The following is a 13,954-nucleotide window of genomic DNA, read 5'->3' on the forward strand; positions in this document are numbered from 1 at the left end:
CTATAATTTTACCTTAGTTATCGCTCTTTCATCACCTAAAATTCATCCGCACTGATCATCGTAAACGCGAGCGTGGGAGGCAGACATGGCTGATAAATCAGACTATACAAGAGAGTCACTGCTGTATGGGTCTGATGTTCTGGTGATCTATCGCGACCCGGTTACGCCCCCCAAGCCCGCGCCCGGACAGCCAGGTACACACTCAAACTTCACCCCCCATGAGCCTGAGATCTTCATTGCCGTACTGAGCGATAGTCATATCGTGGCTTTCAACGGCCACGTAGACCTGGGCACGGGCATACGCACGGCGCTCGCTCAAATTGTTGCAGAAGAGCTCAGCGTCGCGTTCGACAGCGTCACCATGGTGCTGGGCAACTCCGTTGAAGCCCCCAACCAAGGCCCCACCATAGCCAGTGCATCGATTCAGATCACTGCCGAGCCTTTACGCCGAGCTGCGGCACAGGCGCGGGAGTACCTATTAACCCTGGCAGCAAAGCACTTTGACACTGAGCGCTCACTACTTAGCTGCCAGAACGGCGCTATTACGCCAAGTGATAATAACCGCTCACCCGTTAGCTTTGGGGAGTTACTGCTAGGTACCCGTCATGCGTTAAAGCTTGCCGATGAGGTGCCGCTTAAGCCGGTCAGCCATTATACCCTGGTCGGCCAATCGACCTCCCGCGTGGATATACCCGCCAAGGCCACCGGGCAATTGACTTTTATCCACGACCTACGCCTGCCCAACATGCTGCATGGGCGAGTGATTCGTCCGCCTTATGTAGGCCATGATAGCGGCGACTTTATTGGCAACAGTTTAATCGCGGTAGATGAAAGCTCTGTGGCGCATTTGCCAGGTGTGATAAGCGTCGTGGTGGTCGGTGACTTTGTTGGCGTGGTGGCCGAGCGTGAAGAGCAGGCTGCCGCCGCAGCCAAACAGCTAAAGATCCAGTGGCGCCCAATCGAAGGCTTGCCTCAGTTGGACAACATAGAGCAAGCACTGCTCGACCTGCCCAGCAAGCAGCGCATACTCCTCGAAGAGGGTGATCTCGATAACGCTCTGGCTGCCGCACAGCATCCGCTCAATCGTCACTATGTGTGGCCATTCCAGCTGCATGGCTCCATCGGCCCTTCGTGCTCTGTCGCCGATGCCAACGAAGATGGCCTTCACGTATGGTCGGGCACCCAAAACCCACACAGCCTGCGCGCCGACCTCGCCCGCCTTACCGGTTTGGATGAAGGCGTTATCACCATTACCCGCATGGAAACCTCAGGCTGCTATGGCCGCAACTGCGCCGACGACGTTGGCGCTGATGCCGTGCTGCTGTCTCAGGCGGTGGGTCGACCTGTTCGTGTGCAACTAACCCGTGAGCAGGAGCACACCTGGGAGCCTAAAGGAGCTGCTCAGTATATGGCCATCCAGGGTGGCTTAAACGCAGATGGCAGCCCGGCAGGCTATCGCTTTAATACGCGCTACCCCTCTAACAGTGCGCCCACCTTGGCACTACTGCTGACCGGTGCTGCCTCACCTATTGATATCCCCTTTGAAATGGGGGATCGAACGTCGGTGCCGCCCTACCGCTACCCTCATCGCCAAATAGTGTGCGACGACGTCCCGACCCTGGTTCGCGCCTCCTGGCTGCGTGGTGTCTCGGCGCTGCCCAGTACCTTCGCCCACGAAAGCTATATTGATGAACTCGCCTATTTGGCGGGTGAAGATCCTGTCGCCTATCGGTTGCGCTACTTAGCCGATAACCGCGCCTGCGAGCTTGTCGAAGCGCTAGCCGAACGTGCGAACTGGAAGCCCTGCACCGCTAACGCCAATCCGAGTAGCGATGGCGAGTGGCGCTACGGCCGAGGCTTCGCTTACGCTCAGTACGTACATAGTAAATTTCCCGGCTTTGGCGCCGCGCTCGCCGCCTGGGTGATTGAGCTAAAAGTCAATGTGAAGAGTGGGCGGGTTGTCGTCGAGAACTTATATGTAGGCCAGGATGCAGGCTTGATGGTGAACCCCGCCGGCGTTCGCCATCAGGTGCATGGCAATGTGATCCAGATGCTCAGCCGCACTTTAAAGGAGCGGGTAACCTTTGAGGATGGTTTACCGACCAGCAGAGAGTGGGGCGGCTACCCTATTCTGCGTTTCTCGGAGCTGCCTCCCATCGACGTCATGCTGCTTGATCGCCCTGAACTGCCCCCACTCGGTGTTGGGGAGTCCGCCTCACTGCCCGGCGCTCCCGCGATTGCCAACGCGCTTTTTGATGCCACGGGGGTACGCTTTACCCATCCCCCTTTTACCCCTGACACCATTCGCGATGCACTGAAAGCCGCCCTTCGACTCCCCATGGAGACGGCGATTTAATGCACCATCTTGATCTACAGGTTATCGAACATGCGTTGAAATGGGCCAACCAGGGGCTGACCGTTTGGCTATGCACAGTTCTGAAAACTTTTGGCTCGGCCCCCCGGGAGCCGGGTGCCATGCTGGTCGCATGTTCGACAGGCGACTATCTGGGGTCACTGTCAGGTGGCTGTGTCGAAGAAGACTTTATCGCAAGGCTTCAAAAGGGTGAGTTTAACGAACCGGTTCAACGGGTGCGCTATGGCGGTGACGCTGGTTCAGCGAATATTCGTTTACCCTGCGGTGGTCGCCTTGAAGTGTTGGTTGAACGGCTAGCGCCCAACACCGAAAACCTCACTCACCTAGAAGTGATGCATGCCACGCTACTGGGTCGCCAACCGCTAACCCGCTGTATCACACTGGATGGCAGCGGCAAGCGCTTTAACCCATCGAATAACACCGAGCCCACCGTTACTTTCGATACAGATAGCGTCAATATTCGCATAGGCCCTGCGCTACGGCTGATTATCGCGGGGATCTCTTCAGTCTCTGCGCCCTGTGCGCTGTTTGCCCAAACGCTTGGTTTTGAAGTGATTGTCTGCGACCCCAGAGACGCGCCTAGGCAAAATTTTGCTGTCGCCGGAGTGGAGGTGCAGGCGGTACTGCCCTCAGTGTTTATTGCCTCTGGCGGTTGCCATGCCAATACCGCCGTTGTGGCCTTGACCCATGACCCGCGTATCGATGATTTAGCGATGATCGAAGCCGTCCGAACGGAAGCCTTTTACATTGGCGTTATGGGCTCTCAGCAGACATCACAGCAGCGTGCCGAACGACTGCTACGTTCTGGCGGCCTGACGGAAAGCCAAGTAGCAAGAATTGCCATGCCCATTGGGCTTAATCTGGGTAGCAAAACACCGGCTGAAATTGCGCTAGCCGTGATGGCCGATATTGCTCGCCTCTCTCGCGGAAAAGAACGCCATGCCTTGTAGCGATATCATAGTCATCGTGATGGCGGCAGGGCAATCAAGCCGCTTTGGCAGCGATAAAAGAGTCGCCAAGTTAGGCAATGGGGAAACGCTGCTTAGCTCCACTTTACGAACTATTCAGAAAACTTTTTCTAATAGCCGTGTTGTTATCAAACCCGAAGATAACGCCCAGTCACTCGGCCTTATACCAACGAATCACATTATTATTAGTCAGCGCAGTCATTTAGGCCTTGGTTACAGTATTAGCGATGCTTTTAGACAACTCTGCAGCGATGAAAGCGTACATCATTTTCGTGCTGCCGCAGTATGGTTGGCCGACCTCCCCTGGGTAAGCGAAGAAACATGCAATGTATTAACAAAAACGGCCACTCCAGACAGTATTGTACAGCCGCTACACCAAGGAAATCCGGGGCATCCTGTTGTGTTTGGAAGAAAATTCTGGAGCGAACTGGCACTTTTAGAAAACGACAGGGGTGCAAGTCCTGTCATCAAAAAGCATAGCAAACGTGTTATTTATGTCTCTCTCAACGACCCAGGCGTGTGCACTGACGTCGACTACCCCGATGATTTAACAAAATCACTAAAAAATACAAGAAGCGCGCAAGCGCCATACAAAAATACAACAAAAATTACATTAAAAGCCAAAACAGACTTTTAGCTTAACATTACTATGTAAGCCAAAAAGATATTAAAAAACTCAAATATTTAAGCAAGTGCAGGATCGGCCGTTAATGATTAGCGGTAGCAAGAATAACACCCAGGGAACCATTAAACAGTCAAAGCATGGCACTCATCAACATCCTCGTGCTTTGCTTCTGGCCAACATATCGAGGCAACAAATGAAAAAAATTTCTCGTCTTTCACTGACGCAGAAACTGCTGGTCGCTGTCGCTATACCTCTCTTAGTGGTAGCCGTCATTTTAGGCTTTGTGGTCAATCAACAGCTTAACCAGGCTATTCCAGCGTTAATCGATAATGCCGGTAAGCGGCAGGTAGAAGCACGGGCAGATGAAATCAGCCGCTGGATTACCGGGTACCGTAATTGGATCTCCGTACTTGCTCAGGATGAGCGTTTGGTGGAAGACGTGCCGCTTGCGTCTCACCGCGCTTGGCTCGAAAAGCGCTACCCACCAGGGGGCACCATCGAGTCACTGTTCTTTGCTGACGCATCCGGAGCAACCCTAACTCACGCAGGCGTCAACTTGGAGATAGCCGAACGTCCTTATTTCAAAGCCTTAGTGACTGACGGCACCCAGGATAGTTTGCTAAGCGATCCGGTTATCTCCATGGTGAGTGGCCTGCCAACGGCTATTGTCGCTGATACTGTATTCGATGAGCGTGGCAATCGAGCGGGACTGCTGGGCATGACCGTTTCCATGGCCGCCGTATCTGATATTACCTCCGATATTAATGTTGGCGATGGCAGCTACGGCTGGCTAATCGACAGCCAGGGGCAAGTCATTGCTCATCCGGTTGAAGAGTATCGCATGTCGCTCAATTACACCGATGCCGACCAGCAGGGCTACCAAGGCCTGGATGCATTGAGTCAGCAAATACTCAGCGGCACGGCAGGCTCCGGTGAAATAACCATGCCCAGCGGTGAGCAGACCGTGCTCATGTGGAGCCCAGTGGAAGGCACTTCCTGGGTGGTCGGGGTCACCGTGCCCATCACTGCCTTTACCACCGTGACTAATAGCCTGCTGCAGTCGCTGTTGTTGGCGGGTGGACTGCTATTGGCATTGCTGTTGGTGGTGGTTGCCTATGCGGCGCGGCGCTCACTTGCCCCCATCAAGCATACCGCCAGTGCCATGGCGGATATTGCCAAAGGAAAAGGTGATTTAACGCGCCGTTTAGAAGCCAAAACCCAGGATGAAATCGGCGATCTCGCCCACGGCTTTAACGCCTTTGTCGAGCGTATGCAGTCTACCCTTCATGAAGTGCGCCAAAACGCCCGCACGGTACTATCCGATGCCAGCGATATGGCGGATGGTACTCATGAGCTTTCATCGCGTACCGAACAAGCGGCGGCTAACCTCCAGGAAACGTCTGCCTCAATGGAGCAAATTCACTCCACGGTAGCGCATACTTCCCAGGCCTCCGAACAGGCGAATAGCCTCGCGCTAGAAGCCGCCAATGCCTCAGAACGTGGCACCGATTCGATGAATCAAATGGAAGCCAAGATGGCCGCGATTAGTGATTCGGCCAATAAAATAAGCGACATTATTGGCTTGATTGACTCGATTGCATTTCAAACCAATATATTGGCACTGAACGCATCGGTGGAGGCTGCCCGCGCTGGCGAGCAGGGCCGTGGTTTTGCTGTTGTAGCGAGCGAAGTCCGCACACTCGCCAGTCGCTCGGCTTCTGCGGCACATGATATTCGTGCACTGATTGATATGTCCGTGAGTCATTCAAAAGAGGGCGGTGATATCGTTAAGGCGGCGGCTGATCGCATGAAGGAAATCCGCCACAGTGTTACCCAGGTATCGGATGTGATCGCCGAGATTGCCGCTGGCGCCCGGGAACAAACCGCGGGCATCCAGCAGGTCAATACCGCTGTAGCAGAGATGGATATGATGACCCAGCAGAATGCTGCCATGGTCAGCCAGAGCGCCACGCTTGCCACCAATATGCGCGACAATGCGCGACGGCTGGATCAACTGATGAGCGAGTTTGTGCTCAGCGAAGGCGGCGCTGAGCACTCTGCGCTACCCTATACGGCAGCACATAAAGCGCGGACAGGCACTGCACTACCTCAAGCACCTAGCCGCCCTCCTCAGGCCACTCAGCAGAAGCATGAAGTAGCGGAGTGGGAAGAGTTCTAATTTCTCACTATGAATAAGGCTAAAAGGCACCCGCTTGGGTGCCTTCTAGTGAGCGCCTAATAAAAAAGCCTGCATCCTAAGATGCAGGCTTACTTACACAAGAACTAAAGTGCCCAGTACTTAGTGTGAGCGCTTAAGCGACGTCAAAGCGATCCGCGTTCATCACTTTCGTCCAGGCGGCGACGAAGTCTTTGACAAACTTCTCGTCGTTATCGTCCTGGGCGTAGACTTCCGCGTAAGAGCGCAGCAGCGAGTTAGATCCGAACACCAGGTCAACACGGGAAGCGATCCACTTAACAGCGTCGGTTTGACGATCGCGGATCTCATAGGCATTTTTGCCCACCGGCTTCCAAGTGTTGCCCATGTCGGTCAGGTTGACGAAGAAGTCGTTGGTCAGTTGGCCTTCACGGTCGGTGAACACGCCATGCTTGGTGCCACCATAGTTGGTGCCGAGTACACGCATACCGCCCAGTAGCACGACCATTTCCGGCCCTGTCAGCCCCATCAGTTGAGCGCGATCCAGCAACAGCTCTTCTGGCTTCACTACATAGTCTTTCTTCTGCCAGTTACGGAAACCGTCAGCCAGCGGCTCTAGCGGCTCAAACGATTCGCCATCGGTCATTTCAGCAGAAGCATCGCCACGCCCTTTCAGGAAAGGTACGCGAACGTCGTAGCCTGCGGCTTTGGCGGCTTTCTCAATGGCGAAACTACCGGCCAGAACGATCACGTCGGCAAGGCTTGCGCCAGTGTCAGCAGAAATCTTCTCGTACACTGCTAATACGCTGGCGAGACGCGCAGGCTCGTTGCCTTCCCAGTCTTTCTGAGGCGCTAAACGAATGCGGGCACCGTTGGCGCCGCCACGCATGTCAGAGCCGCGGTAAGTGCGAGCACTGTCCCAGGCGGTGCTGACCATGTCACTGATGCTCAGGCCGGCTTCGGCGATTTTCTGCTTAACCACTTCTTCGCTGTAGTCGGTGCTACCAGCCGGAATAGGATCCTGCCAGATCAGGTCTTCAGCGGGCACTTCCGGGCCGATGTAGCGCGATTTCGGGCCTAGGTCACGGTGGGTCAGTTTGAACCATGCTTTAGCGAACGTTTGCTTGAAGTACTCCGGATCCGCCATGAATTTTTCACAAATGGCGCGGTAGGTCGGATCCATTTTCATGGCCATATCCGCATCGGTCATGATCGGATTGTGGCGAATAGAGGGGTCGCTGGCATCAACCGGCTTGTCCTCTTCCTTAATGTTCACCGGTTCCCACTGGTGAGCGCCTGCTGGGCTCTTACGCAGCTCCCACTCGTAGCCGAACAACAGATCGAAGTAGCCCATATCGAACTGCGTTGGGTTGGTTGTCCAGGCGCCTTCAATGCCAGACGTTACGGCATTACTCGCTTTGCCACCCATGGTTGGGTTGCCCCAGCCCAACCCCTGATTTTCAACGTCCGATGCTTCGGGCTCAGCACTCAGTGCTGCCGCGTCGCCGTTACCGTGGCACTTACCCACGGTGTGGCCACCGGCAGTCAGGGCTGCGGTCTCTTCGTCGTTCATCGCCATACGAGCGAAGGTTTCGCGTATCTGCTGGCCGGTCTTCAGCGGGTCGGGCACACCATTAACACCTTCAGGGTTAACGTAAATAAGACCCATCTGAACCGCAGCTAGCGGATTTTCCATGGTTTCCGGCTTTTCAACGTCCGCGTAGCGCTCGTCGGAAGGTGCCAGCCACTCTTTCTCATCGCCCCAGTAGATATCTTTTTCCGGGTGCCAAATATCTTCGCGACCAAAGGAGAAGCCATAAGCGGGTAGCCCCATGGATTCGTAGGCAACGGTACCGGCCAGGATCATCAGGTCGGCCCAGCTGATCTTGTTGCCATACTTTTTCTTGATCGGCCACAGCAGACGGCGCGCTTTATCAAGACTAACGTTATCCGGCCAGGAGTTGAGTGGTGCAAAACGCTGGCTACCGGTACCGCCGCCACCGCGGCCGTCTGCCAGGCGATAAGTACCCGCAGAGTGCCACGCCATACGGATCATTAGACCGCCGTAGTGGCCCCAATCGGCAGGCCACCAGGATTGGCTGTCTGTCATCAGCGTGTGAACGTCTTGCTTCAGCGCGTCAAAATCGAGCTTTCTGACCTCTTCCCGATAGTCAAAATCAGCATCCATCGGGTTCGTTTTGCGGTCATGCTGGTGCAAGATATCCAGGTTAATTCCTTCCGGCCACCAGTCTTTGTTAGACGTGCCTGTGGAGGTATTACCACCATGCATTACAGGACATTTACCACTCATAGCTCTCTCCCTCTAACTTCAGTGTGTCTTAACGGCTTTTGTCTTGGTTGCGTTCGTCTTGGGTATGTTGAAAAGAGCGGCTACCAAGTCGACTGACGGTGAGCCCCCTAATGCTTACGATAGTGCTATCGCTCTGCCTGCTGTGCAGGGGAAGGGCGCTTCACTCACTTGGTACTGTTTTAAAGCAGATCCCTCATAGGAACAATTTGCTTTTAGTGACCGATCTAATAGCTTTTATGCATCGGCAGTCTGCTGGCGCTACAGTGGTTAAAATTCTTCGGTGTCGATATCCGCTTGCTGCGCCTCGCTGTAGCGAGCCCCTGCGACCTGCTCTGGCGTCATCATGGCATCCAACTGCTGCACTGTGGTGACATCGAGGTGCAGCGTTTCCGCGGCTAAATTTTCGCGCATGTGGTCAGCGGAGCGAGTGCCGGGAATGGGGATAATATCGCCGCCTTTGGCTTTCAGCCACGCCAGTGCCAGCTGCCCCGGCGTGACGCTTAAGGCCTGCGCCAGCGACGCAAGGCGTTCAAATAGTTTTACATTATGGGGGTAGTTTTCGGCGCTGAAGCGCGGCATATTACGGCGCATATCGCCCTCTTCGAGACGCGAGGGATCTTGAATGGCACCGGTTAGGAAGCCTCGTCCCAGAGGGCTAAACGCGACCAGGGCTGCTCCCACCTCGCGGCACGCATCGATCAGGGCGATTTCCGGGTTGCGCGTCCACAGCGAGTATTCCGACTGCACCGCGGCAATGGGATATTCGGTGACCGCGCCCCGCAACGTTAGCGCAGAGACTTCAGATAACCCCACGCCACCAATCTTGCCTTCTTCCACCAGGCGCCCCAGCGCACCCACGCTCTCTTCAATGGGGACTTGGCGATCCAAGCGGTGCAGGTAGTAGAGATCTAAATGGTCGGTACGCAGGCGCGCAAGGCTCGCTTCGCACTGTTTTCGCAGGGTTTCCGGGCGGCCATCAATGACCCGCTTGCCTGATTCAGGGTCCATCGCCATGCCGCATTTACTGGCCAGAAAGAGTTGGTGCCGCTTGCCCTCCAGGGCGTGCCCGACCACTTTCTCATTGGCCGTGGCGCCATACAGCGTGGCGGTATCGAAGTGGCGATAGCCCATATCAAAGGCCTCATCCAACGCCCGTAGGGCTGCGCTTTCCGGCACAATGCTGCCGTAACCGTGGGAGAGGTTCATACAGCCCAGACCAATCGAAGGGGCATTTACGGCATTAAGGCGCTGAAAGAAGCTCGACATCGGTATTCCCATCATTAAAAGAATCGTTTTATAACGTTTCACCGCCAAACTGCAACGCGGCTAAATGACGATAGAGCGCGCTGGTGGTGAGCAATTCAGCGTGGGTACCCGCCGCTACCAGTTTCCCACCATCAAGCACCAGCAAGCGGTCAGCGGCGATGACAGTCGCCAACCGGTGGGCGATCACGATGCTGGTGCGCCCCACCATCAGTCGATCCAGCGCCTGCTGCACCAGCCGCTCACTCTCCGCATCCAAGGCGCTGGTGGCTTCATCCAACAGCAGTACCGCAGGATTTTTGAGCAGCGCCCGAGCAATAGCGAGCCGCTGACGCTGGCCGCCGGAGAGCTGCACACCCCCGGGGCCTAGGGGCGTGTCAAAACCTTGGGGGAGCGCATCAATAAAGTCGAGAGCGCTGGCATCCTGGGCAGCAATGCGCAATCTATCGATATCAGCCTCGGGGTCTCCGTAGCGAAGATTCTCGGCCACCGAGCCGCTAAACAGCACCGGCTCCTGCGCCACTAACCCCATGGCATTGCGCAGGTCAGCGAGGTCTATGGTGCGAACATCGACACCATCGAGGCTGATACGCCCCTGGTGAGGGTCATAAAAGCGCAGCAGCAGCGCCAAGAGCGTACTTTTACCCGCCCCCGAAGGCCCCACCACAGCCACTCGTTCTCCCGGCTTGATATGTAGATCAAACCCGTTCAGCGCTGGGGTTTCCCGACCAGGGTAGGTAAAGGTGACGTTCTCCAGGGTAATCTCACCACGCGAAGGGCTTGGCAGGCTCTGCGGATGTGCGGGCGACTGGATAGCGGGCTGGGTATCGAGCAGTTCCAATAAGCGCTCGGCAGCGCCTGCCGCGCGCTGCACATCCCCGGCCACCTCGGCCAGGGTGGCAATGGCCCCTGCTGCCAGCACGGCGTAAAAGATAAACGCCGATAGCTCGCCCGCACTCATGGTTCCGTTTAGCACTGCCTGACCGCCCTGCCAGAGCATTAAGCCAACCGCCGTAAACACCACCAGCATAGCGACACCGGTTAACCAAGCACGCTGCTGAGTGCGCTCTACGGCGCTGCCAAAGGCCTGTTCAACCCGCTGGCCATAGTGGCTTTTATCCACCGCCTCGTGGGTAAATGCCTGGAGCGTTTTAATACCGCTCAGCGCCTCCTCAGCATAGCGACCTAGTTCGGCCACGCGATCCTGACTGGTGCGCGAAAGCCGCCGCACCCGGCGGCCGTACCACACGATGGGCAGCAGAGTGGCTGGGATGCCAATCAGCACCATTGCCGAGAGCCACGGTTGAGTGACCAGCATTAGCACCACGGCGCCCACCAGCATGACCAGATTACGCAGCGCCAGCGATACCGAGGAGCCAAACAGGCTCTGCAGTACGCTGGTGTCCGCCGTCAGCCGTGAGGCAATTTCCCCCGCGGCGCGGCCGTCGCTTGCGCTCTCGAAAAAGCTGGGTTCTAAAGTGAGTAAATGATCAAACACTCGCTGGCGAAGGTCGGCAGCCAAGCGCTCGCCAATCCAGGTCACTTGGTAGTAGCGCAGTGCGGAGGCAAACGCCAGCACGGCCACTACCACCAGCATAAAGGCCAGTGTTTGCGCTAGCGCCTGCGCATCCGCGTCCAGAAAACCGCGGTCGATGATTAAGCGCAGCCCATTCCCCAGCAGTAGCACGCTTCCCGATGCCATGAGTAGCGCTAGGCCAGCCAGAGCCAACCGCATGCGGTAGGGGCGCAGTAAACCCAACAAACGCAGCAGCACTCGGGGATTGGGGCGTTGATTCATAGTAGCGATTGCTCAATACATAAGGGGGTATTCGACCATAGCAGGAGTAGCAGTGCCCTGCACAGAATCGAGTAGCAGGGGAGTTACCTCCCCCGTCCTCGCACACCACCGTACGTACCGTTAGGTAGACGATGGTTCATGAAGAACGTGTAAGCCCTCTTACCGTATCGAGTACCAAGATCAGGCCCGGCCGTTGAGCGGAAGTATCGGGACGTCAGACAACAGATAGCCTGTTAAAGATTGTACGACGAGCCGAAAGTGAAGCCCTCACGCGCTCGGTAGTCATCGCCTAGATGCCCGCCCACCAGTCATAGCCCCTATCCTCCCAATATCCTCCCTTGCCGCCGTGGAGCTGTTTGAAGCTTTCCACCAGTTCGACGCGCATCACGTACTTGGCCTGCTTGTAACCCAACTGACGCTCGGCGCGCAGACGGATCGGTGCCCCGTTGGCCACTGGTAGCGGTTCGCCGTTGAGATCGTAGGCAAGCAGCGTCTGCGGATGATACGCCTCGATCATGTCGAGGCTCTCGTAGTACAGATCCGTCCCACCGTAGGTGTGATCTGCACAGTGAAAAACCACGAAGCGCGCGGTATCTGCCGGACGCACCCGATCAAGCAGATCCGCCAGAGGAACGCCGGTCCACTGCCCGATACAGCTCCAACCCTCGACGCAATCGTGACGAGTGATCTGGGTTCGCGAGGCCATCTCCCGAAGCGCCGGCAACGACAGCGTCATCGGCTCTTCGACCAGCCCGTCGATGGTCAGACGCCAGTCGGCGAATCCATTTTCGACCCAGGCACGATAGTAATCCTCCTGCGGGTTGGTGGTGCCATTGGGACGAAACACCGGCGCGATCTGACTCTCGTCGAACTCCTTGGCGAGTGCCTGGCGCGAGGCGATCAGACGCTGGGCCTTGTAAGAGAGTTGCTCGACGTTGCTCAGCGCCGCGCGCACAGGCGCGCTTTCCGACAGTCGATCGCAACCGGTGAGGAAGGTGCCAGCCCCCAACGCGCACAGGCCACCCAGTAGTCGCCGTCGAGCGCGGTCAGGCTCTGGTGATGTCGAGAGTCTGGTGTTCGAGTCAGTCATGCCTCGGCTCCGATCCGTCATGCGCTTCTACCTGGATGCGGTAGCGACCGCTTACCATCGAACGCAGGTTGTTGAAAACGCCGGATACCAGCACCAGCGCGATGTGCACGACGAAAAAGCCAATGAGGGCCGTTGCACAGAGAAAATGAAAGGTGCGTGCACTCTGTCGTCCACCGAAAAGTTCGGTGAGCCACGGCCAGGCGGCGTTGACACTGGGTGCCATAGTCAGCCCCGACAGAATCATTACTGGCAGCAACCCGAACAGCACCAGAAGATAGGTCAGCTTCTGGATACCGTTGTAGTCAGCTTCGTGATGAAAACGCAGCCGCGCATGATCAAGTAGCGTCCGCGGAATGTTCTTCAACTGCACCCACGTTGGAAACAGCGCCCGTCGTCGTTGGGGCACCAGCAGGATATAGAGCAGATACGCGACAACCAGCGGCACAAAGATCCACGCAGCCAGAAAATGCCAGTTGCGCCCCATCGTCAGCCACTTGTCCCCCGGCAGCGTCGCCCAGCGGGGGAAGGCCCGTTCGCGTAGCTGGCCGTTGTCATCGGAAAGCCCCAGTACACCGGTGGTGTCGAACGCCTGCCCAGCGATGCGAACCACGCCCATGCGCTCGCCATCTTCGGCGGTGCGCGCATGTATCGCGATGAAAGGGTTGGCGAAATCGGATTGCTCCCCCCAATAAAGCGCGGGGTGTGCATTGAATATCTGCAAACCGCTCATCAGCAACACGATCAGGCAGACAAGATTCGTCCAATGCCACAGACGAGTCGCCAACGTATGTCGTTTGATCACTCGTGTGGCCGGCGCACCGGGCACATTACCGGTCGAGTCACTATCGATCGTAGCTTTGACAGACTCAGACATGATATTGACCTCGAAACGAAGGCGTCCGGCAAACCAGACAGCGCCTGGTTGCCGGACCGCAACTTTTAGTTGGCATGCTCCATGGAGTCGCTGCTCATTTCGTCATGGCTCATGCTATCGTCGTGGCTCATGCCGTCGTCGTGGCTCATGCCGTCGTCGTGGCTCATGCCATCGTCGTGGCTCATGCCATCGTCGTGGCTCATGCCATCGTCGTGACTCATGCCATCATCGTGGCTCATGCCGTCGTCGTGGCTCATGCCATCATCGTGGCTCATGCCGTCCTGACTCATCGAGTCCTGGGACATATTGTCGGTCTGGGCACTGGCGAGCGTGGTGAAGGCAAGGCCGCCGCTCAGCAGTACAGCACTCAAGGCGAGTAGATATTTGGGTGTCGTGCGGGTCATGATGCTCTCCTGATTTATCTAGGCAAACCGTGTCCGGTCCGACACGGCTTGCCCAAGATAAACAGGAAATTCAGCTCAATCATCACGGAATC

The 13,954-nt window shown here is 56.5% G+C and carries 10 protein-coding genes; 4 read left to right on the plus strand and 6 right to left on the minus strand.

The annotated features are described in order from the left end of the window. The first annotated feature begins 85 nt into the window (after positions 1-85). The 4 genes from LMS44_RS20720 to htc1 all read left to right on the plus strand — a co-directional run bounded on the left by LMS44_RS20720 (position 86) and on the right by htc1 (position 6,146). Complete coding sequence (locus LMS44_RS20720; RefSeq protein WP_278369280.1) at positions 86-2,356, plus strand: xanthine dehydrogenase family protein molybdopterin-binding subunit; 2,271 nt, start codon at positions 86-88, stop codon at positions 2,354-2,356. After that, positions 2,356-3,324: an XdhC family protein gene (locus LMS44_RS20725; RefSeq protein WP_190374451.1), complete on the plus strand. Its 969-nt coding sequence runs from the start codon at positions 2,356-2,358 to the stop codon at positions 3,322-3,324. The genes LMS44_RS20720 and LMS44_RS20725 overlap by 1 nt, the downstream gene beginning before the upstream one ends. Next, positions 3,314-3,979, plus strand: a complete 666-nt coding sequence (locus LMS44_RS20730) for a nucleotidyltransferase family protein (RefSeq protein ID WP_022521531.1) — start codon at positions 3,314-3,316, stop codon at positions 3,977-3,979. The genes LMS44_RS20725 and LMS44_RS20730 overlap by 11 nt, the downstream gene beginning before the upstream one ends. A gap of 181 nt (positions 3,980-4,160) precedes the next feature. Next, positions 4,161-6,146 (plus strand): methyl-accepting chemotaxis protein Htc1, encoded by a 1,986-nt coding sequence (gene htc1, locus LMS44_RS20735; RefSeq protein WP_278369279.1) that lies wholly within the window; start codon positions 4,161-4,163, stop codon positions 6,144-6,146. Positions 6,147-6,279: 133 nt separating this feature from the next. Here the strand turns inward: htc1 and katG are convergent, their stop codons facing one another. The 6 genes from katG to LMS44_RS20765 form a co-directional block, all read right to left on the minus strand. After that, positions 6,280-8,433, minus strand: a complete 2,154-nt coding sequence (katG, locus tag LMS44_RS20740) for a catalase/peroxidase HPI (protein ID WP_278369278.1) — start codon at positions 8,431-8,433, stop codon at positions 6,280-6,282. Between the two features lie 267 nt (positions 8,434-8,700). After that, positions 8,701-9,699, minus strand: coding sequence for an aldo/keto reductase (locus LMS44_RS20745; protein WP_278369306.1), 999 nt, complete (start codon positions 9,697-9,699; stop codon positions 8,701-8,703). A 28-nt stretch (positions 9,700-9,727) separates the two neighbouring features. Then, a complete protein-coding gene (locus tag LMS44_RS20750) occupies positions 9,728-11,494 on the minus strand; it encodes an ABC transporter transmembrane domain-containing protein (RefSeq protein WP_278369277.1) in 1,767 nt (588 codons plus the stop codon). 289 nt (positions 11,495-11,783) lie between these two features. Continuing rightward, positions 11,784-12,584 carry a molybdopterin-binding protein gene (locus LMS44_RS20755; protein WP_278369276.1) on the minus strand — a complete coding sequence of 267 codons (801 nt, stop codon included), beginning with the start codon at positions 12,582-12,584 and terminating at the stop codon, positions 11,784-11,786. Beyond that, positions 12,577-13,458: a cytochrome b/b6 domain-containing protein gene (locus tag LMS44_RS20760; RefSeq protein ID WP_022521518.1), complete on the minus strand. Its 882-nt coding sequence runs from the start codon at positions 13,456-13,458 to the stop codon at positions 12,577-12,579. Before LMS44_RS20760 ends, LMS44_RS20755 begins: the two co-directional genes overlap by 8 nt. A gap of 65 nt (positions 13,459-13,523) precedes the next feature. After that, positions 13,524-13,862, minus strand: a complete 339-nt coding sequence (locus LMS44_RS20765) for a pentapeptide MXKDX repeat protein (protein WP_051051790.1) — start codon at positions 13,860-13,862, stop codon at positions 13,524-13,526. Between the last annotated feature and the right edge of the window lie 92 nt (positions 13,863-13,954).

Source organism: Halomonas profundus (assembly GCF_020865425.1).
Classification (GTDB): Bacteria; Pseudomonadota; Gammaproteobacteria; order Pseudomonadales; family Halomonadaceae; genus Vreelandella; species Vreelandella titanicae.

What these genes read in the sequence shown, in the direction of transcription:
- LMS44_RS20760 (WP_022521518.1), bottom strand. Translation starts at nt 13,458, where the DNA reads ATGTCTGAGTCTGTCAAAGCTACGATCGATAGTGACTCGACCGGTAAT.
- LMS44_RS20750 (WP_278369277.1), bottom strand. Translation starts at nt 11,494, where the DNA reads ATGAATCAACGCCCCAATCCCCGAGTGCTGCTGCGTTTGTTGGGTTTA.
- katG (WP_278369278.1), bottom strand. Translation starts at nt 8,433, where the DNA reads ATGAGTGGTAAATGTCCTGTAATGCATGGTGGTAATACCTCCACAGGC.
- LMS44_RS20755 (WP_278369276.1), bottom strand. Translation starts at nt 12,584, where the DNA reads ATGACTGACTCGAACACCAGACTCTCGACATCACCAGAGCCTGACCGC.
- LMS44_RS20745 (WP_278369306.1), bottom strand. Translation starts at nt 9,699, where the DNA reads ATGTCGAGCTTCTTTCAGCGCCTTAATGCCGTAAATGCCCCTTCGATT.
- htc1 (WP_278369279.1), top strand. Translation starts at nt 4,161, where the DNA reads ATGAAAAAAATTTCTCGTCTTTCACTGACGCAGAAACTGCTGGTCGCT.
- LMS44_RS20730 (WP_022521531.1), top strand. Translation starts at nt 3,314, where the DNA reads ATGCCTTGTAGCGATATCATAGTCATCGTGATGGCGGCAGGGCAATCA.
- LMS44_RS20720 (WP_278369280.1), top strand. Translation starts at nt 86, where the DNA reads ATGGCTGATAAATCAGACTATACAAGAGAGTCACTGCTGTATGGGTCT.
- LMS44_RS20765 (WP_051051790.1), bottom strand. Translation starts at nt 13,862, where the DNA reads ATGACCCGCACGACACCCAAATATCTACTCGCCTTGAGTGCTGTACTG.
- LMS44_RS20725 (WP_190374451.1), top strand. Translation starts at nt 2,356, where the DNA reads ATGCACCATCTTGATCTACAGGTTATCGAACATGCGTTGAAATGGGCC.